Below are 22,819 nucleotides of genomic sequence, written 5' to 3'. Positions count from 1 at the left end.
AGACGCTACCGCAACCGCAGCGAATCGCCCCGGTTGTCCACAATCAGTGGTCGGCCGACGTCGGGCCTGTGGAAAACGATGACTCGATGTTATCGTTCACACCGCCGCAACAGTGGTCGCCGTCGATGCGTACCTGTGGAGGTCCCCCATGTCTTTGCCGTCGCTCAGCCGGCGCCGTCTGTTGCAGGCGGCCGGAGCCACCGCGGTCGCTACCGGCGTCGCAGCTGTCGCGAGCCCGGCCGCGGCCGCCCTCGCGCCCGCACGGGCCGACATCGGCGTCGGGGCCTATCCGTTCGAGCTCGGCCAGGTCCGCCTCACCGCGAGCCGCTGGCTCGACAACCAGAACCGCACGCTGAGCTATCTGCGGTTCATCGACGTCGACCGGCTGCTCTACAACTTCCGGGCCAATCACGGGCTCTCGACGCAGGGCGCGGCGGCGTGCGGCGGGTGGGAGGCGCCGACCTTCGAGTTCCGCAGTCACAGCCAGGGCCATTTCCTCACCGCGTGGGCGCAGGCCTGGGCCGTTCTCGGCGACACCACGTGCCGCGACAAAGCCAACTACATGGTTGCCGAGCTGGCGAAATGCCAGGCCAACAATGCGGCCCGCGGATTCAACGCGGGATATCTGTCCGGGTTTCCCGAGTCCGATCTGAACAGCATCGAGGCCGGCACGCGACGTGGTGTCCCGTACTACTGCCTGCACAAGACCCTGGCCGGTCTGCTCGACGTATGGCGCCAGCTCGGCAATACGCAGGCGCGCGACGTGCTGCTCGCTTTCGCCGGCTGGGTCGACTGGCGGACGAGCCGTCTCTCGTACGCGCAGATGCAGACCGCCCTGACCATCGAGTTCGGTGGCATGAACGCCGTGCTGACCGACCTCTACCAGCAGACCGGTGACACGCGCTGGCTGACCGTGGCGCAGCGCTTCGACCACGCGGCCGTCTTCGACCCGCTCGCCTCGAACGTAGACCAGCTGAACGGGTTGCACGCCAACACCCAGGTGCCGAAATGGGTCGGGGCGGCGCGCGAATACAAAGCGACCGGAACCACGCGGTATCGCACGATCGCGGCGAACGCCTGGGGTATCACCGTGAACGCCCATTCGTACGTGATCGGCGGGAACAGTCAGGCCGAGCATTTCCACGCGCCCAACGCGATCGCCGCCTATCTGTCGCCGGACGCGGCCGAGGCGTGCAACACGTACAACATGTTGAAACTGACCCGGGAGCTGTGGCTGCTCGATCCGGACCGGGCCGCGTATTTCGACTTCTACGAGCGGGCGCTGATGAACCACCTGCTCGGCCAGCAGAACCCGGCCGACGGGCACGGTCACGTCGTGTACTTCACGGCGCTCAATCCGGGTGGCCGCCGTGGTCAGGCCGGGCCGGTCGTGGGTGGCGGGAACTACAGCACCGACTACGGAACGTTCTGGTGCTGCCAGGGCACGGCCCTCGAGACCAACACGAAGCTGATGGACTCGATCTACTTCTTCAACGGCACCACGCTGACCGTCAACCTGTTCATCCCGTCGGTGCTGACCTGGGCCGCCCGCGGCATCACGGTCACCCAGACAACGTCGTTCCCGGCATCGGACACGACCACGCTCACGGTGGCCGGGTCGGGGAACTGGACGATGCGCGTACGCATCCCCGCGTGGACGACCGGCGCGACGATCACCGTCAACGGCGCCCCGGCCGGCGTCACCGCCACCCCGGGTAGCTACGCGGCCATCACCCGTACGTGGACATCGGGCGACGTCGTCACGGTGCGCATGCCCATGCGGGTCGCGATGCGTGCCGCCAACGACAACAGCAACGTCTCGGCCATCACGTACGGACCAGTAGTGCTCTCGGGCAATTACGGGAACACGGCTTTCAGCACGTTGCCCGCCCTGACGACCTCGTCGATCACCCGCACCAGTTCGTCGGCGCTGACGTTCACGGCGACGGCGAACGGCGCGACGGTTCCGCTGATCCCGTTCTACGACGCCCACGGGCACAACTACACCGTCTACTGGAACGCGCCGGGCGAGGGCGGGATCGCCACGCCGGCGAACTTCCGCCTGGTCAACGGCGCGAGCGGCCTGGTGCTGGGCGTGCAGGACATGTCGACCGCCGACGGCGGGCTCGCGCTGCAATGGGGTGACACCGGCACCCTCGACCACCACTGGGAGATCGTTCCCGACGGTACGGCGGTCAAGCTCCGCAACGTCAACAGCGCCAAGGTGCTCGGGGTCGAGAACATGTCGACGGCCGACAACGCGCGGGTGCTGCAGTGGTCGGACAGCGGCACGGCCGACCACCGCTGGACGATCATCGACGCCGGCGACGGGAGCCACCGCATCCGGAACGCGAACTCCGGCAAGCTGCTCGGCATTCTGAACGGCTCGACGGCCCAGGGCGCCCAGGCGGTGCAGGACCCGGACAACGGTTCGGCCGACAATCTGTGGCGTTTCTTCCCGGACGGCGCCCGCCGGATCCAGAATCTGGCCGGCGGTCTGGTGCTCGGCGTCCAGAACATGTCGACCGCCGACGGCGGCCTCGTGATCCAGTGGGGCGACAGCGGAACGGCGGACCATTTGTGGACCGCGGTCGCCGACTCGGGCGGCTATTTCAAGCTGCGCAACACCAACAGCGGAAAGGTGCTGGGGGTGGAGAACGCGGCCAATGCCAACGGCGCCCGGATCATGCAGTGGGCCGACAACGGAACGGCCGACCATCGGTGGCGGCTGCGATACGGAAACAACGGCTACTTCCGCATTCAATGCGGCAACGGCGGGCGTGTTCTCGGCGTGACCGGTGCCTCGACCGCGGCCGGCGCGCAGGTCGTGCTCTGGGACGACAACGGCACCGACGATCACCTCTGGCGTTTTCTCTGAGCGGCCGCGTTCCGGCGGTCCTCGAGTCGCCCGAGTGACCGCCGGAACGCCGCCTTTGTCGAATGGGAACGCTCCCGCGCCGATCGGCAACGCGAATAGTTTGTGATTTCGGCGGCGCGACGACCCCGCACGGCACGAGCAGCGGATGTGAAGGGATATCCTGCCCGCAACCAGTGGATGCGGGGTACGGGTGAGCGTGAAACGCGGACGGCCGCCGGGCATGATGGACGTCGCCCGGCTGGCGGGAGTGTCGCATCAGACCGTCTCCCGGGTGCTGAACGAGCACAAGAACGTCAGTGAGCAGACTCGCCTGAAGGTGCGGGCGGCCATCGCCGAGCTGGGATACCGGCCCAACCGGACGGCCCGGGCCCTGGTCACCGGCACGTCCAAGGTGATCGGCGTGGTCGCGCCCAACACCGCCCTGTACGGCCCGTCGTCGATGCTCACGGCATTCGAGCAGGCGGCCCAGGAGAGCGGTTTCGCGGTCAACGTCGGCAGTGTCCGCAGCCTCAACGAGCGCTCGATCGCCGACGCCGTCGAGCGCCACCTCGACCAGCGGGTCGCCGGCCTGGTGGTGATCGCCCCGGTCGCTTCGGCCGGTCCGGCCCTGGCCCGCCTGCCCGAAGACGTCCCGCTGGTCACGATCGACGGCGATCCCGAGCGGGCGAGCACCCTGGTGACTGTCGACCAGGTGGCCGGCGCCCGGGCCGCGACGGAACACCTGCTGGCGGCCGGTCACTCCACGGTCTGGCACATCTCCGGCCCGGCCGACTGGTTCGACGCGGCCGGCCGCGTGCGCGGCTGGGAACAGGCCCTCGCGGCGGCCGGGGCCGAGCAGCCCCCGCTGCTGACCGGCGACTGGAGCGCCGAGTCGGGTTATCGCAACGGCAAGCTCCTGGCCCGCCTCCCCGAGGTGACGGCGGTCTTCACGGCGAACGATCACATCGCGCTGGGTCTGCTGCGCGCGCTGAGCGAGCACGGCCGGCGCGTCCCCGAGGAGATCAGCATCGTCGGCTTCGACGACGTGCCACAGGCGGCCTACTACACGCCGCCGCTGACCACGGTCCGCCCCGACTTCGATGCCGTGGCCACCGCCGGCGTCGAACTGCTGCTGACCCAGATCGAGTCCGGCACTCCCGATCTGAGCGCCCGCCGCACGATCGCGCCCACCCTGATCAGCCGGGACAGCGTGGCCCCGCCACCGGCCCGTTCCTGATCCACACAAATTCCAGATTTGCCTGGTCCAATGCCATCCGGATCTGTTAGCGTTAACAGGTCTCACTACGGGTATTCCTAGGCCTGTGGCGCTGACATCGGAAGAGAGGACCCGGTCGGGGCCATCAAGGGGAGGATGGCCCCACTGGGTGCACCTTCGCCCGCGTTCTCACGAAGATTCACCCGTGAGACCGGCGGACTGGGCGAGCAGCCCCGCCTGAGTGCGGTTGGCACAGCCCAGCTTGTCGAAGAGTTGCGACACGTAGCCCTTCACGGTCGTCTCGGACAGGAACAGCCGCTGAGCGATCTCGGCGTTGGACAATCCGTCCCCGATGGCGGTCAGCACGTCCCGCTCCCGGTCGGTCAGGGCAGACAGCCGCGCCCGCGCCGCCTCCCGTTCCTCGCGGGCCGCGGCCGACGCCGTCACCAGCCCGTCCTTCGCGACCGGAGACAGAACGGTGTGGCCGCGCGCCGCGACCCGGATCAGATCGATCAGCTCCCCCGGTGGCGTCGACTTCACCAGGAAGCCGGCCGCACCGGCCCGCATCGCGCGGATCACGTAACCGTCGGCGTCGAACGTGGTCAGCACCAGCACGATCGGCGGGAACGGCAGGGCCCGGATCCGTTCGGTGGCGGCCAGCCCGTCGACCCCGGGCATACGCAGATCCATCAGGACCAGGTCGGGCTTCTCCCGCAGGACCGCTTCGACCGCCTCGGCCCCGTCCGACGCCGTGCCCACGATCTCGATGTCGGGCGCGACCGACAGGATCGCGCTGAGGTGCCGGCACACCAACGGCTCGTCGTCGGTGATCAGCACGCGGATCACGGGCCCACCCGGGCCGGCATGACGGTCTCGACCCGGAACCCGCCGTCGGGGTCCGGACCGGCCTCGAGCGTGCCGCCCACCGACTCCACCCGCTCGCGCAGGCCCACCAGGCCGATCCCGCTTCCGTTCGCGCCCGGCGCCGGCCGTCCGGCGCCGTTGCGGACCACGATGCGCACCCGGTCGGTCCGATAGTCCGCGTCCACCCGGACAGTCGCCCCGAACGCGTGCTTGCGAGCATTCGTCAACGCCTCCCGCACGACCTGGTACGCCGTCCGGCCGGTAACCCGGGACAGCCCGGACGACTCCCCCGCCTCGACGAACTCGACCCTCTGGCCCGCCCGGCCGGCCTCGTCGACCAGCTCGGCGAGCGGCGGCGCCGGTGCCTCGTCGAGTGGTGCCGCGACCGGACGGCCGGCCCGGCGGAGCACGCCGACCAGCTCCCGCAGCTCGTCCAAGGCCAGCGCGCCGTTCGACCGCAGCTCTTCGGCCGCCGCACGGGTCGAGGTGTCCGGCGCGTTCAACGACAGCGCCCCCGCCTGCAGGGTCATCAGCGTGACCCGGTGGGCGACCAGGTCGTGCAGCTCGGTGGCCAGCCGGGCCCGTTCGCCGGCCCGGGCCTGCTCGGCGCGCCACCACTGCTCGCGTTCGGCCCGGTCGGCGCGCTCGCGCAGCAGCTCCAGGCGGCGGCGCCGGGCGGACAGGTAGAGCGCGAACAGCGGCGCCACCGCACTGTGCAGGAGCCCGTTGAGAATGTGGCCGGCCGACGGATCCCACGGCCGGACACTCAGGACGGCGAGCACGCCGATCATCACCCAGACCCGGACCGACCACCGCCGCGGCACCCCACGCTCGGTGATGCTCTCCACCACCACGGACAGGGCCAGCGGCGTCCAGGCGTTCGCCGATACCACCAGGTCGGCGATGCCGTCCGGCGCGGCCAGCAGAACCAGCGTCTGCACGAGGGCGGACGCCACGATCGCGACCGCCGACCCGACCGGCCGGCGGCGCCGGACGACGACCACGGACGTGGCTGTCAGCTGCAGGACGATGACGACCACGGCGTACGGGAAACCGGGTCTCGGCCCGTTGAACCCGGCGGTCACCACAGCGATCAGCGCCGACGCGGCGACCAGCGCGGTCAGCAGCACCGAGTCGACCAGCCGGTCCCGCCGTTCCATGACCCCGACGCTACCGGGCCGCGCGGCGGGCCGGACCCTACCAAAGTAGGTGCCCCGTCCCTCCTTTCTCCGCTGCCGCCCGGCGCGCCGCCCCGGGCTCAATGGACAACGACAACAGCGAGGGGAGAAAGTCATGACGAGGATGACGAGGCGCGGAGTGCTGGGCCTGACCGCCGGAGCGGCCACGATGGTCGCCGCCCCGGCCGCTGCCGCCGGAGGTTCCCGCCGTGCGGTCACGACGATCGTGATCGTCACCGGCGCCAACGGCTCGGCCGCGGGCGACGCCGAGCTCACCCTGCGGGGCCACCGCACGGTCGGGGTCGAGCTGCCCGGCCACGGTCCGGGCGACGGTCAGTTCCGCCGGTCCTATCAGGCGCCGCAGGACCTGGCCGCGCTGGCCACCGAGCGCTCGCCGATGGCCGGTGTCACCCTCGACGACTACGTCGAGGCCACCGTCCGGGTGGTGCGTCGTGCGGCACGGCTCGGGCCGGTGTTGCTCTGGGGCGGCAGCATGGGCGGTGCCACCCTCAACCGGGTGGCCAACGAGGTGCCGCGACTGATCAAGCGGCTGGTCTACAGCTCGGCGTTCTGCTGCGTCGACCTGCCGTCGGTCGCCGACTATCTGCAGACACCCGAGGCGGCCGAATCGATGATCCTCGAGCTGTCCGGCGCGGGCATCGGCGACCCGGCGGTGATCGGCGCGACCCGGTCCAACTTCCGCACGAGCGACCCCGACGTGCTGGCCAAGCTGAAGCAGGCGCTGTGTGCCGGGGCGACCGACGCCGAGTTCCTGACGATGCTCAACGGCATGCATCCCGACGAGTCGGCCCAGGTCCCGCTGGCCGACGCCCGCGGCCGCAAGGACACGTGGGGCACGGTCCCGCGCACGTACATCCGGCACACCCGCGACCGGGTGATCCCGCCCGCGCTGCAGGATCGCTTCATCGCCGAGGCCGACCGGCTCACGCCCCGCAACAGGTTCGAGGTCCGCTCGGTGCCCACCTCGCACGCCGCCGACACCGCCGGCTGGGCCGCCACCGTCGACATCGTCGACGAACTGGCCCGCCGGTGAGTCCGGCATAGTGGATCAACTACTACGGGGGGTGTTCGATGCCGAAAGCAGTCGTCATCGGTGGAACGGGACTGATCGGTCGCGCGGTGGCGCGGCGACTGGTCGCAGCGGGGTGGCAGGTCGTTGTCACCGGGCGTGACCCGGCTCGGATGCCCGGCGATCTCGCGTCGGCCGGCGTCCTCTTCGTGGCGGCCGATCGCGCGGATCCGGTCGCGCTCGCCGCGGCGGTGGGCGATGGCTGCGACCTGCTGGTCGACTGTGTCTGTTTCACCGGCGGGCAGGCGCGGCTGATCCTGCCGATGCTGACCGACGTCCGCGGCGCCGTGATGATGTCGAGCAAGGCGGTCTACGTCGACGACGCCGGGAACCACGTCAACTCGCCGGTCAAGCCGCGGTTCGGCGGTCCGGTGACCGAGCGTCAGCCGACGATGAAGCCGGGCGACATGCCACACAAGTCGGCCGAGGGGTACGGCGCGAACAAGGTCGCGGCCGAGCATGTGCTGCTGGACAGCGGGCTTCCGGTCACCGTGCTGCGCCCGTCCAAGGTGCACGGCGAGGGCGCCGCGCCGCCGCGGGAGTGGTATTTCGTCAAGCGCGCCCTGGACCGTCGTCCCGTCGTGCTTCTGGCCGGCGGTGGACGCGGCGCCGACCATCCCACGGCGGCCGTCAACCTCGCCGCGCTCGTCGAGGTGGTGGCGGAGCAGCCGGGGCGCCGCATCCTCAACGCCGCCGACCCGGACACCCCCGACGGCCGGGACATCGCACGGACGGTCGCCGGGCTGACCGGTCACACGTGGCGCGAGGTGCTGCTCGACGACGACGCACCGCCCGCGCTGGGCCGGCACCCGTGGCATTTCGTGCCGCCGGTCGCCCTGGACATGAGCGCGGCGCTCGAGCTCGGCTACCGCCCGGTCGGCGACTACGCCACGACAGTCGCGCTCGAGGTCGACTGGTTGGTCGAGCGGGCCGGCCGAGACCCGGGCTGGCTGCCCCCGGGTGTGGACGAGGACGACGCGGCACGCTGGTTCGACTACGGCGCTGAGGACGCATGGGTCAGCGGAGGTTGAGGCCTCCGTCGAGCAGGATCACCTCGCCGGTGATGTAGGGATGGCGGATCAAGGTGGAGATCAGATCGGCTACGTCGGTGGGCTGTGCCGCCCGGCGCATCGGGCTGGCGGTCTGCCAGAGGGCCTGGGCCTCGGTCCAGGAGGCGGTCAACGGGGTGTCGACCAGGCCGGGCGCTACCGCGTTCACGCGGATGCCGGGTCCCAGCGAGGCGGCCAGCAGCTTGGTGACGTGGTTCAGGGCCGCCTTGCTGGCCGCGTATCCGACCGAGCTGCCCTTCGGGCGTACGCCGGCGTGGCTGGTGACGTTGACGACGCAGCCGCCGGAATCGCGCAGCGCCGGGAGCGCGGCCGTGCACAGCAGCCACGGCGCGATCAGGTTGACGTCCAGGAGGCGGCGCCAGTCGGCCGCGGTCAGGCCGGCCAGGTCGGCGTGGGGCACCGGCCAGCTGACACCGGCGTTGTTGACGAGCACGTCGAGACGCCCGTGGCGGTCCAGTACGGCCGGCACCAGAGCCTCGGTCGCCTCGTCGTCGGCCAGGTCGGCCTGGTGGTACGAGCCGCCGATCTTCTCGGCCAGCGCCTCACCGGCCGAGCGGCTGGAACGGCTGTGGACGGCGACCGTGAAGCCGTCCGACGCCAGCCGGAGCGCCGTGGCCGCCCCGATGCCCGATGACGAACCCGTGACCAGTGCGACCTTCTCCATGACCGGAATCGTAGAGCCGGGCCGCCGGACCACCGGGAACATCCCGCAGCGGCGCTACGGCCCGGTGTTGCACTCAGGCCGGCGGGACCGCGGGTTCGGCGCCGATGCGGTTGTCGGTGGTTGTGGAGGCGTACGGAAGCGGCTTGAGGTTTTTCATGGCGGCGACGGTGTTCGCGGCGACCACGAGAGCGATGCCCGCGACCTGCGGCGCGCTGAGGAACTGGCCGAGCAGGAGCAGGCCCGCGAGGGCGGCCAGCACGGGATGGATACTCATGAACAGGCCGAAGAACTGGGTCGGGACGCGTCGGAGAATGACCACGTCCATGGCGTAGGGCACGACCGAGCTGAGCAGGCCGGCGCCGACCGCGAAGGCGATCGCGGTGCCGGTGAGCCGGTCGGTGACGGCGAGCGTGACCGCGACGGGCAGGTAGAGCAGCGCCGAAACCGTGGTGGCGGCGGCCGGGGCCTGCAGTCCGGGCAGGCGCGCGCCGACCAGACGGTTGAGCAGGATGTAGGCGGCCCAGCAGGCGCCGGCGAGCACGCCCGAGCCGATCCCGGACCAGTCGCTGGACGGGCCCGGCTGCACCAGGAACCAGACGCCCGCGGCCGCACCGAGCGCGCACAGCAGGTCGACGCGGGTGCGGGAACCGGCGAGCGCGACCGCGAGCGGACCGAGGAACTCGAGCGTGACGGCGAGGGCCAGGCCGACGCGGTCGACGGCCGTGTAGAGGCTGATGTTCATGGTGGCGAAGACGAGCCCGAGCAGCAGCGTCGGCCACCACTGCCGCCACGTGAAGCGGCGCAGGTCGGGCCGGGCGACGGGCAGCAGCACCGCGGCCGCGACGAACTGGCGGACCGCGACGACACCGGCCGGGCCGATGGTGCCGAACGCATGCGCGCCGAGCGCAGCCCCGACCTGGTTGCTCGACCCGCTCACGATCATCGCGGCAATCCCCTTCATGCGGCCAGTCTCGGCCGCCGGGGATCGATGCGGGAAATGCATGAGACGCGTCAGTTATACGGTAAGCGTATGGATCTGCAGCTGCGGCAGCTCGAGAATCTGGTCGCGGTGGCCGACGCGGGCACGTTCACCGACGCGGCCGTGACCGTCGGGATCTCGCAGGCGTCGGTGTCACGCTCGATCGCCGCGTTGGAGACCGCTCTGGGAGTACGCCTCCTGCGGCGCAACACCCGCCACGTGTCGCTGACCGCGGCCGGCGCCCGGGTGCTGCCCGCCGCCCGCCGGGTGCTCGACGAGGTGGCCCACCTCAAGCGCACGCTCTCCGAGCCGGCGGGCGAACTCCGCGTCGGCTACAGCTGGGCGGCCCTCGGCAAGCACACGCGGCGCCTGCAGAAGACCTGGGCGGCGGCGCACCCGGCCGTTCCGCTGGTCTTCGTGCAGTCGAGCACGGTCACGGCCGGTCTGAGCGAGGGCATCGCCGACGTCGCCGTGGTCCGCCGCTCCCTCGACGACGACCCGCGCTTCACGACGGCGCTGGTCGGGGTCGAGACCCGTGTCGCGGCGATCGCCACCGACAACCCCTTGGCGCGCCGGCGTCAGGTCCGGATGGCTGACCTCGCCCGCTTTCCCGTAGCCATCGACAACCGGACCGGGACCACGACGCCGGCTCTGTGGGATCCGGGACCGCCGCCGAAGACCTTCCGGCACACCCATGGCGTGGACGAGTGGCTCACGCTGATCGCCGCCGGACAGGCCGTGGGCGTGACGTCGGAGGCGACCGCACACCAGAACCCGCGGCCCGGGGTGGCCTACCGCACGGTGCGGGACGCCCCGCCCATCCCCGTGTGGCTGGCCTGGTGGTCCGACTCGCCGCCGCCCGATCTGCCCGAGCTGCTGGCGGAAATACGCGCGACCTACGGTGGTGCGCATGGAGATGACCGTTCGCCCGATGCGGGCGGCCGACGGGCCTGAGGTGCTGGCGCTGTACCAGGCGGGTCTGGACGGCGGGAACGCCAGTTTCGAGACCACCGCCCCGAACTGGGAGACGTTCGACTCGGGGCGGTTGCCCGGGCACCGGTTCGTGGCGGTGGCGGGCTCCGTCCTCGGTTGGGTGGCCGTCACCGCGGTGTCGAGCCGGCCGGTGTACGCCGGGGTGGTCGAGCATTCGATCTATGTCGCGCCCGCCGCCCAGGGCCGGGGCGTCGGGCGCGCACTGCTTTCGGCGCTGATCGAGTCCACCGGGAGGGCCGGGATCTGGACCATCCAGTCCGGCATCTTCCCCGAGAACGAGGCAAGCCTGGCCCTGCACCGGGCATGCGGATTCCGTACGGTCGGCGTGCGCGAACGCATCGGACGGCACGGCGATCGGTGGCGCGACGTGGTGCTGCTGGAACGTCGTGCGGGAAGTCAGAAAGCCTCGTCGTAGAGCTCCTGCAGGCCAGTCGCGTCGGCCTCGCCGCTGTAGCCGCAGACCAGGATGCCGCCCTCGGACGAGGCGACCAGGTAGTCGCGGCCGATCTCGAACTTGCCGCTGCCCATCATCGTCTCGGAGGAGCCACCCTCCTGCGCCACCTCCACCGCATCGGCCGGGGCACCCCGGTAGACCCTGGTGACCTTCAGCGCGACGGCGTCGCCGTAGAGCGAGGTGACCGTGCCGGCGAACGCGAAGTCGGCGTACTCGCGCAGCTTGGTGGCGGTCGGGGCGATGCACTTGGCCTGGGCCGCGGGCGGACCGGTCAGCTTCTTCGTGACGCCGGCCGACGGCACGGCCACGGGTCCCGCGGCATTGTGGCCGCTGCCCGGCGGCCTGAGCAACTGCCAGCCGCCGACCGCCACGATGAGCAGCAGCGCGGCGGCGGCTACCAGGATCAGGCGGGTATCGAGTCGTGGCTTGACGGCGGCGGTGGTCATCGTCTTCTCCAGGAGTTGTGCGGTGCGGGCGGGAGCGACCGGAGCCAGGCCGGCTGCCGGATCGGTGCGGCGCAGGCGCGAACGCAGGTCGTCGTCGTCCGTCATGGCCGTCTCCCCTCTGTCAACTCCTCATGTCCGTTCCCGGTGCCGGGCTTTCGCAGTTCGTCGCGCAGTTTCTGCTTGGCCCGGTGCAGGCGCAGGCTCGCCGCGTTGGCGCTGATCCGCAGCACGGTGGCGATCTCGGAGGCGGACAGCTCCTCCCAGGCCCAGAGCCGCAGGATCTCCGCGTCCTCGGCCCGCAGCCGCGCCACCGCCTCGGTCAGCTCGTGATCCGGATCGTTCTCGGGAACGGCCACCGGCGGTGGGTCCAGGTGGACGATCCGGGCGAAGAGCCGGTGCCGGCGGCGCTGGGCGCGCTCGGCGTTGGCCAGGCAGTTACGGGCCACCCCGTACGCCCAGGGCAGGAACTCGACCGCAGGCATGTCGTCCACGCGTCGCCAGCAGACCAGCAACGTCTCCTGCAGCACGTCGTCGGCGGTCGACGGGTCGGTGCGCCGGGCCAGATAGCGCCGCACCGGTTCGATCACCGCGGGCGCCACCGCCTCGAACCGGCGGCGACGGTCGTCGGGGTTCACAGGGTCCACCCTCACCTATGTCCGGCCGGCGCCCGCGTCTTTCGTCGGTGATTCACCAACCCTTGCGTACGCGCCGGCGGACCAGCGGCGGCACGACCCACGAGTAGATGCAGAACGCCAGCCAGGCGAAACCGAGCAGACCGGCCAGCACGGGCAGGCCGATCGCCCGCAGCAGCAGGATGCAACCGACCGCGGCCAGCCACGTCTTCAGGGCGCCGAAGCGCAGCACCGGGCGCAGCGGGATCATCAGCGGATGCCGGGCCACGCGCAGCTCCATCGCGGACTCGGCGAAGACCTGCTCGGTCGGCCGGGCGGCGGCGGCCTGCCGGAAACCCTCGTACGCGGTGTCGATGTGGCCGCGGGCGGCGCTGGTGCCGCCCAGCAGGGCATGGGCGACCGGGTTGTCCGGGTGCACGCCGACGAACTCCTGGCTGATCCGCTGCGCCTCGCGGTCGTCGCCGCGGGCGTGGGCCACCTGGATCCGGGTGGCGTAGACCACGGGCGCCTGCGGCGCCTGGGCGGCGGCGAGATCGACCAGCTTGCCGGCCTTCTCGAGCTGGCCGTTGGCCGCACAGAGGTCTGCGTAAGCACACAGCAGATCGACGTCCTGCGGGGCCATCGCCAGCGCGTCGAGCAGGGCCCGCTCGGCGTTCTCGTCCCGGCCGGCCTCGTGCTCGGAGCGGCCCAGCCACAGCAGCAGGTCGGGGTCGGGCCCGTTGGCGGCCAGACCGGCGCGGGCCGCCTCGCCCACCTCGGCCCAGCGGTCGAGCTGGCTGAGCGCGGCGCAGCGCAGTTGCAGCGCGAAGGACCCGGTGACCTCGTTGGCCGGCAGCGTCGACAGCTCGGTCAGCGCCTGCTCGGCCCGGCCGGTGGCCAGCAGGGACTGGGCGCGGTGCAGTACGGGCGACGTCATCCGGCCAGGGACCCGTTCGAGACGGTGACCAGGACCATGGCCTCGATCACGGCGAAGCCGACGGCAGCCAGCAGACCGGGCAGGATCAGCCGGGCCGGCTTTCCGCCGCGCAGCATGGCGACCCGGAACCGGCCGCGCTGGAACAACAGGACGACCAGCCACACCAGGATGCCGGTCACGATGCCGACCAGACGCAGGTTGGACGTGCTGTCGAACGCGGCGACGACGCCGATCCGGATCGCGAACCCGGCGACCCCGGCCGCGGCGATGATCAGCATCTGCCCGGCCGGCAATCCGAGCCGGCGACCGTTGAGCAGCCCCAGCGTGGCCGCGGCGAGGGGACCACCGAAGAACGCCGGGTAGACGATCGACTCGGGCCGCCACGGGCTCCTGCCGGGTGGCGCCTGATCACGGATCGTCGGGCTGAACAGCTCGTCGTTCATGCAGATCCCCGCTTCGTCCTGGCACCCGGTGCGGGGCACAGCTTAGAGGGCTCGATAGCGTCGCCGGTATGACGGCCTCCCCCACACACGGCGGTCCTGCACGAGAGCGATGCGCGGAGAAGGTCAGTTCAGGCGCTCGGTGAGGTGGACGACCACCTCGTCGCCGTCGGATTTGCCGATCGTGCGGCGGACGGTGGCGTTCACCGGCAGCTTGTGGGTGCCGTCGCCGAGGGCCATGAACGCGCCCCGGAACGGCACGCCGTCGACGGTGCCGGCGACCTTGACCAGGCCGCGGGTGCCGAAGACCTCGGCCGAGCCGGGCAGCTGCACGCATGTCCAGGTGTCACCCTCGCGAACCTTGCCGAGGGTAGCGGTGAAGGTGATGTCGAGCGGTCCGGGCATGATCTGACCATACCGCCAGTTCAGCGTCCCTCGGCGACGTCGCGGGCGGTGCGGGCGGCGATCCGGGCCACCTCGTCGACCGTCATGGCGATGATCGGCTCGTCGGGGCCGCCGTCGGCCAGGCCGCGCTCCACGTGGCCCACGGAGTAGTCGGTGGCGACCCGCTGGTCGAGGGCCTCGTTGAGCGCGTCGGCGATGCGCTGGGCGAGTTCGGTCATCATGACGGCCAACGGTAGGCCATCGCGCGGGTAGAGCCCCGGTCAGGCGGGGTCGAGCTCGCGCTCGTCTCGTTCCGACGCCTCGGCGATGATGCGGCGGTCCTCCTCGGCGTTGCGGCGGTACTCGCGGATCGAGTAGATCAGCGCGGCCGCCCACACGACGTAGATGACCGCATAGATCGAGTAGCGCGTGGTGTCGCCCGCGTCGATCCAGTCGGAGCGCAGCAGCGTCCGCGAGTTGGTCAGGATGATGACGCCGCCGACCGCGGCCCCCAGCACCCGCGGCGGGATCAGCCGGACCAGCCAGGCGGCGATCGGCGCGGCGATCACGCCACCGATGAGCAGGGCGGCCACCCAGGCGAAGTTGATGTTCTCGGAGCCGAGCCCGAACAGGAAGCCCAGGCTGGCCGCCACCGCGACCAGGAACTCGCTGGTGTCGATGGAACCGATCGTCTTGCGCGGCTCGAGCCGTCCGGACGCGAGGATCGCCGGCGTGCCGACCGGGCCCCAGCCGCCGCCACCGGTCGAGTCGACGAAACCGGCCACCACGCCGAGCGGGGCCAGGAACCGCTTGCGCAGCGGCAGGCCCAGACGGCCCTTGGGCAGGCCCATCGTGGTGAAGCGGATGAAGACGTAGAGGCCGAGCGCGAGCAGGATGACCGACATCAGGGGCGCGGCGGTGTCGGTCGAGAGCCCGGACAGGAAGGTGGCGCCCGCGAACGCGCCGACCGCGCCGGGCACGCCGATCTTGAGGACGACCTTCCAGTCGACGTTGCCGAACTTCCAGTGCGAGATGCCGGAGACCAGGGTGGTGCCGATCTCGGCCAGGTGCACTGTGGCCGAGGCGGCGGCCGGGTTGGTGCCGATCGCCAGCAGCAGCGTCGTCGACGTCACGCCGTAGGCCATGCCGAGGCTGCCGTCGACGAGCTGGGCACCGAGCCCGACGAGGGCTAGGAGGATCAACTTCCTCATGGTCTCTCCAGTCCAGGCGGGGGGATTCCTGATCGCGCCCACCATACCTATCATTTCGATAGGAGAACAGCAAGACGGGTCCCGACTTAAGAGACGGCACATAGACTTTCTGCCGCAGCGCGCGCCGGACCGGGGTCGGCAGACTCCGTGCATGGAACGCAACCGGCCAGTTCCCGTCGTCTCGCGCATCGCCATCGTCTTCACCGCCGCCACGCTGATCTGGCTGGCCGTGTTCGCGGCGGGAGACGCGATCTGGGGCGAGGGTTACGATCGCGGCCGTCACGTGGCGTCAGCCTTCGGGCTCACGTTGCTCGTCGTGCCGATGGTCGTGCTCGCCTACCGTCACCTCGACCGGCTTCCGTGGGACCAACTGCGACGACCTTCCCCGCGTACGGGGTCACGCCTGCTCGGCCTCGGCGCGGCCGGCTATCTGATCCCCGCGACGGTGGCCGTCATCGCCTGCCTGGCGCTCGACTGGCTCACGATCTCACCGCGCGGCTCGATCCTCACCACCATCCTCTCGGTCCTGGCGCTGGCCGGCCTGGTCCTGCTCTACGAGGCGCTGCCCGAGGAGTACGTCTTCCGCGGCTACCTCTATCGCAACCTGACCCAGCTCATGCCCGCGTGGGTTGCCGTCCTCGCCCAGGCCGTCCTGTTCACCCTGTTCGGCGTGCTGATCGGCGCGGCCGGCAGCCTCGAGCGAGTCGTCATCCTCTTCGGGTTCGCCGTCGTGCAGGGCTTCCTGCGCCAGGTCACCGACTCCCTGCTGGTGCCGATCGGCTTCCACGTGGCGTTCCAGACCGCCGTCCAGATCACCGGCGACTCCTGGAACCGGTTCGTGGTCGACGACTTGGCGCTGTTGCAGCAGTTCGCGCTGGGCCTGGTCCCCCTCGCCCTCGGCGTCGGCGTGGTCCAGCTGCTGCAGCGCCGGACGACCGCGCGAGCAGTCAGCTAGGCCGCGCAACCAGCCGGCTGGCGCTACCCGGGCAGTGAGCTAGGCCGCGCAAGCAGCCGGCCGGCGCCACCCGAGGCGGTCGGCTAGGCGGAGCGGCTGCGCCAGAGCAGCCAGACGAAGTACGGAGCACCGATCAGCGCGGTGACCAGCCCGGCGGCCAGCTGAGCGGGCGCGATGACCATGCGGCCCAACGTGTCGGCCACGCACACCAGCAGCGCGCCCAGTGCGACGGCGACCGGCACCGAACGCGCATGGCTGCCGCCGACCAGGGCGCGGGCCGCATGCGGGGCGACCAGGCCGACGAAGCCGAGCGCGCCCACCGCCGTCGCCGCGGCCGCGGTCAGCACCGCGGCCAGGCCGAGCAGGCCGAGGCGGGCCCGGTCGAGCGGGACACCGAGCACACGGGGCACGTCCTCGTCGAGGGCGACCAGGTCGAGGGTGCGGCTCGCGATCAGGGTGACCGGCAGTGCCACGGCCAGCATGACCAGGACCGGCATGACCTGGCTGAGGCTGCGCCCGTAGGTGGAACCGGCCAGCCAGGTCAGGGCGGTGCCGACGTTCCACGGGGAGACGACGACCACCACCAGCGTGGTCAGCGCGGTGGCGGCGGCGCTGACGCCCACGCCGACGAGCACGATGCGGTCGGACGACAGGCCACGGCTGGCGGACAGGCGGTAGACGAGGGCGAACGTGCCGAGCGCGAACAGGGTGGCCACGCCCATCACCGGCCAGCCGCCGACGCCGGGGACGAGCAGCACCACGGCGACCGCGCCGACCGACGCGCCCGGGGTGACGCCGAGCAGGCTGGGTTCGGCCAGGGCGTTGCGGCACACGGCCTGCACGATCGCGCCGGCCAGGGCGAGTGCGGCCCCGCCGAGCAGAGCGGCCAGCACCCGGGGCCAGCGCTGGTCGAGGACGAACGAGACCTGACGGCCGGCCGAGCCGCTCAGCCAGTTCATGACGTCGCCGAGCAGGATCAGGCGGTCGCCCAGCAGCAGAGCGGACACGAAGGCGGCGACCAGCAGGACGCCCAGTGTGACGCCGACAATGACCACCCACGTACGGGATCGAACTGTGCCGTTGGCCCCACGGGTGGGAGCGGCGGCCGGTCCGCCGTCGCGCAGGCGCCGGGCCAGCCAGACCAGCACGGCCGCGCCGGCCAGAGTGGTGACCACGCCGGTCGGCACCGAGATGGCGGTCGACGAGGGGATGATCAGGCGCAGGAGCACGTCGGCGCCGACGACGGTGAGGGCGCCGACGATTCCCGCGAAGGGCAGGAGCAGCAGGTGTGCGCCCAGCCCGGGCACGCGGCGGGTGACCAGCCGGGCGATGACCGGCGCGCTGAGCCCGACGAAGCCGATCGGCCCGGCCACGGTCACGGCGATCGCGGAGAGCAACACGGCCACGGTCACTGAGAGCACCCGCGTACGGCGTACGTCCACACCGAGGACCCGGGCCGAGTCGTCGCCGAGGCCGAGCACGTCGAGCCGGTGGGCGAGCAGCAGTGCGGCCAGCACCCCGGCGGCGACGACCGGCGCCGCCATGGTGACGTTCTGGGTTCCGCTCTGGACGGTGGTGCCGCTCCCCCACGCGAACAGGCCGATCGTGTTCTGCTGGAACAGCATCAGCAGCACGGTGGTCAGCGAGTTGAGCGCCAGGGCGACGGCCGAGCCGGCCAGCACGAGCCGGGTCGGGCCGGCCGCCCCGCCGCGCGCGACGAGCAGCACCAGGCCCGAGGCGAGCAGGCCGCCCACGAACGCGACCGAGCCGCCCGCGAAGAACGGCAGCGAGATGCCGAACGCGGCCACGGCGACGACCGAGACGTACGCGCCGGCGTTGACGGCCAGCGTGTCGGGCGAGGCCAGCGGGTTGCGCGCGACCGATTGCAGGACGGCGCCGGCGATGGCGACTCCGAGACCGACCAGCAGCGCGGCGAACAGGCGCGGCAACCGACTGGCGACGAGGACGGCGACGGCCTGCGTACGGGCGTCGTCGGTCTCGCCGCCGGGTTGCAGTGCGCGGATCAGTTCACCGAGTCCGACGTCGGCCGTGCCCTGCGTGAGGTGCACCGCCGACAGGACGGCCAGCAGCACGACCGCCACGGCGAAGACGGCGATGATTTTCCCGTACGGGCGGAAAGTCTCGCTTGTGCTCCGGGGCGGGGCAACCGCCGGGGCGGTCGTGCTCGCGGTCATGACGTCAGCGCGGAGGTGAGCGCGTCGATGTAGGCCGTGGCCGAGGCCGGGCCGCCGAACATCCAGATGCCGTCCGGGATGCGCTTGACCTTGTCGCCGGTGACGAAGGGCAGCTGCTTCCAGACCGCGTTGCTCTTCAGGTTGGTGGTGAAGTCGCCGCCGTCGGCGTCGTTGGCCACGTAGATGAAGGTGGTGTCCTTGTTGGTGATCTTCGTGAGGCCCTCGACGTCGTTCTGCGCGAGCCCGTAGTCCTTGTCGCCGCCCGAGGTCCACTGGTTCTCCAGGCCCAGCTCCTTGGCGACGCCGCCGAAGAACGAGGTCGGCGTGTACATGCGCAGCGAGACGTTGCCGGACTCGACCCAGCCGTCGACCATCACGAACGGCGCACCGGCCTTGTTCGCCGTGGCCAGCGCCTCCTTGCCCGCGGCGACCTTGGCGCCGAAGTCGGTCAGCAGCTTCTCGCCCTGGGCCTGGGTGCCGGTGACCTGCGCGAGCGTGGTGACCGTCTTGCGCATGTAGCCGATCGGGTCGGCGCCGTCCGAGCCGCGCAGCGTGAGCACCGGCACGGTCTTGGCGATCTGGGCGATGACGTTCTCGGGCAGGTCGGTGACGGTCACCACCAGGTCGGGCTTGAGGGCCGCGATGGCGTCCAGGCTGGGCTCACCGCGGGTGCCGACGTCCGGGGTGGAGGCGTCGATCGGGGCGCTCTTGTCCCAGGCGTTGTAGCCCTTGACGTCGGCCTGACCGATCGGCTTGACGCCCAGTGCGACCAGGTTCTCGGTCAGGCCCCACTCGAGCGAGACGACGTTCTTGGCCGGGGCGTCGAGGTGGAAGGCGCCACGCTCGTCGGTCAGGTCGACCGGTCCGGTGGACGGCGGAGCGGAGGCCGGGCCGGACGCATCGGCCGGGTCCTCGGTGGTGCCGCAGGCCGCGAGCAGCACTGCGGTGAGAGCGGCAGCCGTCGTAGCGGCGAACGCTCGGCGGGTGATAGCCATATCGGGGGGTTCCCTTTCGGATTCAGGTGGTGACGGACCGGCTGGTGTGCCGGCCGATCGGACGCGTGTGCAGGTGACCGTCGTCGCCGACGGCCACTTCGATACGCAGGCCGTACACCTCGCTGAGGAGGTCGGCGGTGAGCACATCGGCCGGGCTTCCGGTGGCCCGCACGACGCCCGAGGCCATGAGCACGACCTGGTCGGCCACGGCGGCGGCCTGGTCGAGGTCGTGCAGCACGACGCCGACCGCGACCTGATGGTCGTCGGCCAGCTCGCGCACGATGTCGAGGATCTCGACCTGGTAGCGCAGGTCGAGGAAGGTGGTCGGCTCGTCCAGCAGCACGACGCCGGTGTCCTGGGCCAGGCAGGTGGCCAGCCAGACCCGCTGCAGCTCACCGCCGGACAGCTCGTCGACGGCCCGCTCGGCCATCGTGTCCACTCCGGTCAGGCCCATCGCCTTCTCGACGTGCTTGGGCCCGTCGGCGTCACCTGATCCGAAACGGCCACGATAGGGATGCCGGCCATAGGCGACGACATCCTTCACCCGTACGCCCCCAGGGGTGGGACGAGACTGGGTCAGCAGCGTGACCTGACGGGCGAAATCCTTGGGGCGCAACGCGAACGCATCGCCCCCGCCGTTCAGCGTGACCTGCCCGGACTGCGGCGTGTGCAGCCGCGCCAGGGCCCGCAGCAGCGTCGACTTGCCCGACCCGTTCGGTCCGACCAGCGCCACCACGCGACCGGCGGCCAACTCGATGCCCGCACCGTGCACGACGGCCCGGCCGTCGTAGCCGAGCGTCAGGTCGTTCCCCGCGAGCGCCACGTCCCGATTCATGAGGTGAGGCTAACCTAACTCTTGAATCAAGCAAGCTCAGGGGCGTCCTCGATCCGACACGTACCGGTGCCGCTACCCGGCGTTAGCCTCGGTGGATGCCTGTGCGCCGTGTCGCCGATCTCGACTTCGCCCAGTTCGCCGGACGCGAGTTCACCGCCTCGCCGTCCGACTGGGGCGACCGGGTCCTCTACTTCCTGATGCTCGACCGGTTCTCCGACGGCGTCGACCGCCCACCGCTGCGCGCGGAGGACCACGGCAACGCGGTCCGCACTCCGGCCGACGAACAGCACTGGCGGGACGCGGGGACGCGCTGGCTCGGCGGCACCCTGGCCGGGTTGCGCGGCCGGCTCGGCTACCTGAAAAGACTGGGCATCACGGCGGTCTGGATCAGCCCGGTGCTGCGGCAGGTGCCCGGCACCGACAGCTACCACGGCTACGCGACACAGAACTTCCTCGACGTCGACCCGCACTTCGGCACCGCTGAGGACCTGCGCGACCTGGTCACCGAAGCGCACGCGGCCGGCATCGCGGTCGTGCTCGACGTGGTCGTCAACCACACCGGCGACGTGTTCGGCTACGACCCCGACCGCTACCTCACCGCGTCGGGCGGCTTCGACCCGCGATGGGACGGGCAACCGTACCGGGTCGAGGGGTTCCGCGACGCGAGCGGCAAACCCCTTCTGCCGTTCGGGCCCGATCTGCCCGACAGCGCATGGCCCGACGGGGCGGTCTGGCCGGCCGAGCTGCAACAGCCGGGGACCTTCACCGGTCAGGGGCGGATCAGGAACTGGGACTGGCCGGACGAATTCCGGAACGGCGACTTCGAGGGACTCAAGGACGTGCACCTCGGCTCGGGAGACGTCGACTCGTACCGGCCGTCGGCGGCGTTGAAAGCTCTGACCCGGGCGTACCAGTACTGGATCGCCTATGCGGATCTCGACGGCTTCCGGGTCGACACGGTCAAGCACATGGATCCCGGTGCGGCCCGGTACTTCGCGTCGGCCGTCCACGAGTTCGCCCAGAGCATCGGCAAGGACAACTTCGCCCTGATCGCCGAGATCACCGGGGACCGCGCGTTCGCCTTCCAGACCCTGGAGCAGGTCGGCATGGACGCCGCGCTGGGCATCGCCGACGTGCAGGACCAGCTCGAAGGACTGGTCAAGGGGGTCCGCGACCCGGCCGGGTACTTCGGGCTGTTCCGGAACTCGTTCGAGGTCGGCAAGGACTCGCACACCTGGTTCCGGGATCGGGTGGTGACCAGTTACGACGACCACGATCAGGTGCGCAAGGGGTCGGCGAAGGCGCGGTTCGCGTACGGGGAAAGCTTTGATCGTCTGGCTCTGGCCGCGCTCGCGCTGAACGCCACCACGCTGGGCATCCCGTGTGTCTACTACGGCAGTGAGCAGGCGTTCGACGGGCACGGGGACAACGACCGGTATCTGCGCGAGGCGATGTTCGGCGGCGAGTTCGGGCCGTTCGGCAGCCGCGGCGGGCATGCGTTCGACGAGGACAACCCGATCTACCAGCAGCTCGCCCGCGTCCTTCGGCTGCGGTCCGAGACGCCGGCGCTGCGGCGGGGACGGCAGTATCTGCGCGAGATCTCCGGCGACGGCGAGTCGTTCGGGCTGCCGCGCGTGCTCGGTTCACGCATGTTGTCGGTGGTCGCCTGGTCCCGCATTCTGGCGAACACCGAAATGGTCGCGGCCATCAATACGGATCCCGCATCGGCCCGGACGGCCTGGGTCACGGTCGACAGCGGTCTGCACTCGCTCGGCGACGGCCTGACCTGCCGCTTCAGCACCGTCGCGGCCGACGAGGGCCGTACGGCGCAGGTGGAGGCCCGCAACGGCCGGGCGATCTCGATCACCGTGCCACCCGGTGGCTTCGTCGTGTACGGCTGACCGTCTCCCGGCGGCCGTTGGTTGCAGGGCCGTTGCCAGTTCGCCGAATGCGCTCAGTTCGGCCGGCGGTGCTCCGATGCGAAGGCTGTGCAGAAACTGAAGTCCGCCCTCCTCGCCGCCGTCGTCGCCGCTCCCCTCGCCCTGTTCGCAGCCACACCGGGCGTCGCCGCCGCGCCCGCACACCGGGTCGCCTCGGTCAAGCTGACCGGATACACCCGTGTCGTCAAGGGCGTCACCCACTACCGGTCTCTGGGCGCCGTGCACGCCACCATGCAGATCCTGCCCCGGCGCTCCGGGCAGGTCACGGTGTCGCTGCAGCACCGCAGCGGCCAGAAGTGGATCACTGACCAGACCGCCACGTTCGCCACCACCACGACCGGAAGCGCATGGGTCGGCCTGGTCAGCGGCAACCGCAAGTGGACCTACCGCTACGTGGTCAGCACCGTCGCGTCCCCGCGCGTCGCCACGCCCGCCTTCATCGTCGACTAACCCCAGTCCAGAGGGGATGTGGTCTTGGTGGGAGCGGCGTAGCGTCTCCTTCGAC

Annotated in this window: 23 protein-coding genes; 9 read left to right on the top strand and 14 right to left on the bottom strand. The window is 71.1% G+C overall.

What is annotated here, in order from left to right; all coding sequences use genetic code 11:
* The first annotated feature begins 148 nt into the window (after nucleotides 1–148).
* Together KOI35_RS15995 and KOI35_RS15990 are read left to right on the top strand one after the other, a co-directional pair.
* Nucleotides 149–2,878 carry a beta-L-arabinofuranosidase domain-containing protein gene (locus KOI35_RS15995; RefSeq protein ID WP_215788247.1) on the top strand — a complete coding sequence of 910 codons (2,730 nt, stop codon included), beginning with the start codon at nucleotides 149–151 and terminating at the stop codon, nucleotides 2,876–2,878.
* 220 nt (nucleotides 2,879–3,098) lie between these two features.
* Entirely contained in the window at nucleotides 3,099–4,094 is a 996-nt protein-coding gene (locus KOI35_RS15990) for a LacI family DNA-binding transcriptional regulator (RefSeq protein WP_215788814.1), read from the top strand.
* A gap of 168 nt (nucleotides 4,095–4,262) precedes the next feature.
* Here the strand turns inward: KOI35_RS15990 and KOI35_RS15985 are convergent, their stop codons facing one another.
* Together KOI35_RS15985 and KOI35_RS15980 are read right to left on the bottom strand one after the other, a co-directional pair.
* Nucleotides 4,263–4,919 (bottom strand): response regulator transcription factor, encoded by a 657-nt coding sequence (locus KOI35_RS15985; protein WP_215788246.1) that lies wholly within the window; start codon nucleotides 4,917–4,919, stop codon nucleotides 4,263–4,265.
* A complete protein-coding gene (locus KOI35_RS15980; protein ID WP_215788245.1) occupies nucleotides 4,916–6,097 on the bottom strand; it encodes a sensor histidine kinase in 1,182 nt (393 codons plus the stop codon). Before KOI35_RS15980 ends, KOI35_RS15985 begins: the two co-directional genes overlap by 4 nt.
* A 133-nt stretch (nucleotides 6,098–6,230) precedes the next feature.
* On the opposite strand from KOI35_RS15980, the gene KOI35_RS15975 reads away from it, so the two are divergent.
* Both KOI35_RS15975 and KOI35_RS15970 read left to right on the top strand, forming a co-directional pair.
* Nucleotides 6,231–7,169, top strand: coding sequence for an alpha/beta fold hydrolase (locus KOI35_RS15975; protein ID WP_246613237.1), 939 nt, complete (start codon nucleotides 6,231–6,233; stop codon nucleotides 7,167–7,169).
* A gap of 38 nt (nucleotides 7,170–7,207) precedes the next feature.
* On the top strand, nucleotides 7,208–8,236 hold the full coding sequence (locus tag KOI35_RS15970; protein ID WP_215788244.1) for an NAD-dependent epimerase/dehydratase family protein: 1,029 nt from the start codon (nucleotides 7,208–7,210) through the stop codon (nucleotides 8,234–8,236).
* Here the strand turns inward: KOI35_RS15970 and KOI35_RS15965 are convergent.
* Nucleotides 8,223–8,939 carry an SDR family NAD(P)-dependent oxidoreductase gene (locus KOI35_RS15965; RefSeq protein ID WP_246613236.1) on the bottom strand — a complete coding sequence of 239 codons (717 nt, stop codon included), beginning with the start codon at nucleotides 8,937–8,939 and terminating at the stop codon, nucleotides 8,223–8,225. The two genes, KOI35_RS15970 and KOI35_RS15965, sit on opposite strands and share 14 nt — an antisense overlap.
* Before the next feature lie 73 nt (nucleotides 8,940–9,012).
* The gene (locus tag KOI35_RS15960; protein WP_246613235.1) at nucleotides 9,013–9,900 is read right to left on the bottom strand and encodes an EamA family transporter; all 888 of its coding nucleotides are present in this window, start codon (nucleotides 9,898–9,900) and stop codon (nucleotides 9,013–9,015) included.
* A 69-nt stretch (nucleotides 9,901–9,969) separates the two neighbouring features.
* On the opposite strand from KOI35_RS15960, the gene KOI35_RS15955 reads away from it, so the two are divergent.
* Together KOI35_RS15955 and KOI35_RS15950 are read left to right on the top strand one after the other, a co-directional pair.
* Nucleotides 9,970–10,872, top strand: coding sequence for a LysR family transcriptional regulator (locus KOI35_RS15955; protein WP_215788242.1), 903 nt, complete (start codon nucleotides 9,970–9,972; stop codon nucleotides 10,870–10,872).
* On the top strand, nucleotides 10,829–11,326 hold the full coding sequence (locus tag KOI35_RS15950; protein ID WP_246613234.1) for a GNAT family N-acetyltransferase: 498 nt from the start codon (nucleotides 10,829–10,831) through the stop codon (nucleotides 11,324–11,326). The genes KOI35_RS15955 and KOI35_RS15950 overlap by 44 nt, the downstream gene beginning before the upstream one ends.
* Here the strand turns inward: KOI35_RS15950 and KOI35_RS15945 are convergent.
* The 7 genes from KOI35_RS15945 to KOI35_RS15915 all read right to left on the bottom strand — a co-directional run bounded on the left by KOI35_RS15945 (nucleotide 11,308) and on the right by KOI35_RS15915 (nucleotide 15,394).
* Entirely contained in the window at nucleotides 11,308–11,916 is a 609-nt protein-coding gene (locus KOI35_RS15945; protein WP_215788241.1) for a hypothetical protein, read from the bottom strand. The genes KOI35_RS15950 and KOI35_RS15945 overlap by 19 nt on opposite strands.
* Nucleotides 11,913–12,446 carry an RNA polymerase sigma factor gene (locus tag KOI35_RS15940; RefSeq protein WP_215788240.1) on the bottom strand — a complete coding sequence of 178 codons (534 nt, stop codon included), beginning with the start codon at nucleotides 12,444–12,446 and terminating at the stop codon, nucleotides 11,913–11,915. Before KOI35_RS15940 ends, KOI35_RS15945 begins: the two co-directional genes overlap by 4 nt.
* 52 nt (nucleotides 12,447–12,498) lie before the next feature.
* Nucleotides 12,499–13,359, bottom strand: coding sequence for a tetratricopeptide repeat protein (locus KOI35_RS15935; protein ID WP_215788239.1), 861 nt, complete (start codon nucleotides 13,357–13,359; stop codon nucleotides 12,499–12,501).
* Complete coding sequence (locus tag KOI35_RS15930) at nucleotides 13,356–13,802, bottom strand: hypothetical protein (RefSeq protein ID WP_215788238.1); 447 nt, start codon at nucleotides 13,800–13,802, stop codon at nucleotides 13,356–13,358. Before KOI35_RS15930 ends, KOI35_RS15935 begins: the two co-directional genes overlap by 4 nt.
* A gap of 123 nt (nucleotides 13,803–13,925) precedes the next feature.
* Nucleotides 13,926–14,204, bottom strand: a complete 279-nt coding sequence (locus tag KOI35_RS15925) for a DUF1905 domain-containing protein (protein WP_215788237.1) — start codon at nucleotides 14,202–14,204, stop codon at nucleotides 13,926–13,928.
* A gap of 20 nt (nucleotides 14,205–14,224) precedes the next feature.
* Nucleotides 14,225–14,425, bottom strand: coding sequence for a hypothetical protein (locus KOI35_RS15920; RefSeq protein ID WP_215788236.1), 201 nt, complete (start codon nucleotides 14,423–14,425; stop codon nucleotides 14,225–14,227).
* A gap of 39 nt (nucleotides 14,426–14,464) precedes the next feature.
* A complete protein-coding gene (locus KOI35_RS15915) occupies nucleotides 14,465–15,394 on the bottom strand; it encodes a sulfite exporter TauE/SafE family protein (RefSeq protein WP_215788234.1) in 930 nt (309 codons plus the stop codon).
* A gap of 151 nt (nucleotides 15,395–15,545) precedes the next feature.
* Here KOI35_RS15915 and KOI35_RS15910 point away from each other — a divergent pair, with 151 nt between their 5' ends.
* A complete protein-coding gene (locus KOI35_RS15910; RefSeq protein ID WP_215788232.1) occupies nucleotides 15,546–16,349 on the top strand; it encodes a CPBP family intramembrane glutamic endopeptidase in 804 nt (267 codons plus the stop codon).
* An 83-nt stretch (nucleotides 16,350–16,432) separates the two neighbouring features.
* Here the strand turns inward: KOI35_RS15910 and KOI35_RS15905 are convergent, their stop codons facing one another.
* The 3 genes from KOI35_RS15905 to KOI35_RS15895 are packed head-to-tail and all read right to left on the bottom strand — an operon-like array spanning nucleotide 16,433 to nucleotide 20,374.
* The gene (locus KOI35_RS15905) at nucleotides 16,433–18,544 is read right to left on the bottom strand and encodes an iron ABC transporter permease (RefSeq protein WP_215788230.1); all 2,112 of its coding nucleotides are present in this window, start codon (nucleotides 18,542–18,544) and stop codon (nucleotides 16,433–16,435) included.
* Nucleotides 18,541–19,539 (bottom strand): ABC transporter substrate-binding protein, encoded by a 999-nt coding sequence (locus KOI35_RS15900; RefSeq protein ID WP_215788227.1) that lies wholly within the window; start codon nucleotides 19,537–19,539, stop codon nucleotides 18,541–18,543. The genes KOI35_RS15905 and KOI35_RS15900 overlap by 4 nt, the downstream gene beginning before the upstream one ends.
* A gap of 22 nt (nucleotides 19,540–19,561) precedes the next feature.
* Complete coding sequence (locus tag KOI35_RS15895) at nucleotides 19,562–20,374, bottom strand: ABC transporter ATP-binding protein (protein ID WP_215788226.1); 813 nt, start codon at nucleotides 20,372–20,374, stop codon at nucleotides 19,562–19,564.
* Between the two features lie 95 nt (nucleotides 20,375–20,469).
* Here KOI35_RS15895 and KOI35_RS15890 point away from each other — a divergent pair, with 95 nt between their 5' ends.
* Nucleotides 20,470–22,275 carry an alpha-amylase family glycosyl hydrolase gene (locus KOI35_RS15890; protein WP_215788224.1) on the top strand — a complete coding sequence of 602 codons (1,806 nt, stop codon included), beginning with the start codon at nucleotides 20,470–20,472 and terminating at the stop codon, nucleotides 22,273–22,275.
* Nucleotides 22,276–22,362: 87 nt separating this feature from the next.
* Complete coding sequence (locus KOI35_RS15885) at nucleotides 22,363–22,764, top strand: hypothetical protein (RefSeq protein ID WP_215788222.1); 402 nt, start codon at nucleotides 22,363–22,365, stop codon at nucleotides 22,762–22,764.
* Nucleotides 22,765–22,819 lie beyond the last annotated feature (55 nt).

It is taken from the genome of Paractinoplanes bogorensis (genome assembly GCF_018829635.1).
In the GTDB taxonomy this organism is placed as follows: Bacteria; Actinomycetota; Actinomycetes; order Mycobacteriales; family Micromonosporaceae; genus Actinoplanes; species Actinoplanes bogorensis.
The sequence above is the reverse complement of the archived record's forward strand: the minus strand, read 5'-3'. Positions and strand labels throughout refer to the sequence as shown.

What these genes read in the sequence shown, in the direction of transcription:
- KOI35_RS15995 (WP_215788247.1), top strand. Translation starts at nt 149, where the DNA reads ATGTCTTTGCCGTCGCTCAGCCGGCGCCGTCTGTTGCAGGCGGCCGGA.
- KOI35_RS15990 (WP_215788814.1), top strand. Translation starts at nt 3,099, where the DNA reads ATGATGGACGTCGCCCGGCTGGCGGGAGTGTCGCATCAGACCGTCTCC.
- KOI35_RS15980 (WP_215788245.1), bottom strand. Translation starts at nt 6,097, where the DNA reads ATGGAACGGCGGGACCGGCTGGTCGACTCGGTGCTGCTGACCGCGCTG.
- KOI35_RS15975 (WP_246613237.1), top strand. Translation starts at nt 6,231, where the DNA reads ATGACGAGGATGACGAGGCGCGGAGTGCTGGGCCTGACCGCCGGAGCG.
- KOI35_RS15970 (WP_215788244.1), top strand. Translation starts at nt 7,208, where the DNA reads ATGCCGAAAGCAGTCGTCATCGGTGGAACGGGACTGATCGGTCGCGCG.
- KOI35_RS15965 (WP_246613236.1), bottom strand. Translation starts at nt 8,939, where the DNA reads ATGGAGAAGGTCGCACTGGTCACGGGTTCGTCATCGGGCATCGGGGCG.
- KOI35_RS15960 (WP_246613235.1), bottom strand. Translation starts at nt 9,900, where the DNA reads ATGAAGGGGATTGCCGCGATGATCGTGAGCGGGTCGAGCAACCAGGTC.
- KOI35_RS15955 (WP_215788242.1), top strand. Translation starts at nt 9,970, where the DNA reads ATGGATCTGCAGCTGCGGCAGCTCGAGAATCTGGTCGCGGTGGCCGAC.
- KOI35_RS15950 (WP_246613234.1), top strand. Translation starts at nt 10,829, where the DNA reads ATGGAGATGACCGTTCGCCCGATGCGGGCGGCCGACGGGCCTGAGGTG.
- KOI35_RS15945 (WP_215788241.1), bottom strand. Translation starts at nt 11,916, where the DNA reads ATGACGGACGACGACGACCTGCGTTCGCGCCTGCGCCGCACCGATCCG.
- KOI35_RS15935 (WP_215788239.1), bottom strand. Translation starts at nt 13,359, where the DNA reads ATGACGTCGCCCGTACTGCACCGCGCCCAGTCCCTGCTGGCCACCGGC.
- KOI35_RS15930 (WP_215788238.1), bottom strand. Translation starts at nt 13,802, where the DNA reads ATGAACGACGAGCTGTTCAGCCCGACGATCCGTGATCAGGCGCCACCC.
- KOI35_RS15925 (WP_215788237.1), bottom strand. Translation starts at nt 14,204, where the DNA reads ATGCCCGGACCGCTCGACATCACCTTCACCGCTACCCTCGGCAAGGTT.
- KOI35_RS15920 (WP_215788236.1), bottom strand. Translation starts at nt 14,425, where the DNA reads ATGATGACCGAACTCGCCCAGCGCATCGCCGACGCGCTCAACGAGGCC.
- KOI35_RS15915 (WP_215788234.1), bottom strand. Translation starts at nt 15,394, where the DNA reads ATGAGGAAGTTGATCCTCCTAGCCCTCGTCGGGCTCGGTGCCCAGCTC.
- KOI35_RS15910 (WP_215788232.1), top strand. Translation starts at nt 15,546, where the DNA reads ATGGAACGCAACCGGCCAGTTCCCGTCGTCTCGCGCATCGCCATCGTC.
- KOI35_RS15905 (WP_215788230.1), bottom strand. Translation starts at nt 18,544, where the DNA reads ATGACCGCGAGCACGACCGCCCCGGCGGTTGCCCCGCCCCGGAGCACA.
- KOI35_RS15900 (WP_215788227.1), bottom strand. Translation starts at nt 19,539, where the DNA reads ATGGCTATCACCCGCCGAGCGTTCGCCGCTACGACGGCTGCCGCTCTC.
- KOI35_RS15895 (WP_215788226.1), bottom strand. Translation starts at nt 20,374, where the DNA reads ATGAATCGGGACGTGGCGCTCGCGGGGAACGACCTGACGCTCGGCTAC.
- KOI35_RS15890 (WP_215788224.1), top strand. Translation starts at nt 20,470, where the DNA reads ATGCCTGTGCGCCGTGTCGCCGATCTCGACTTCGCCCAGTTCGCCGGA.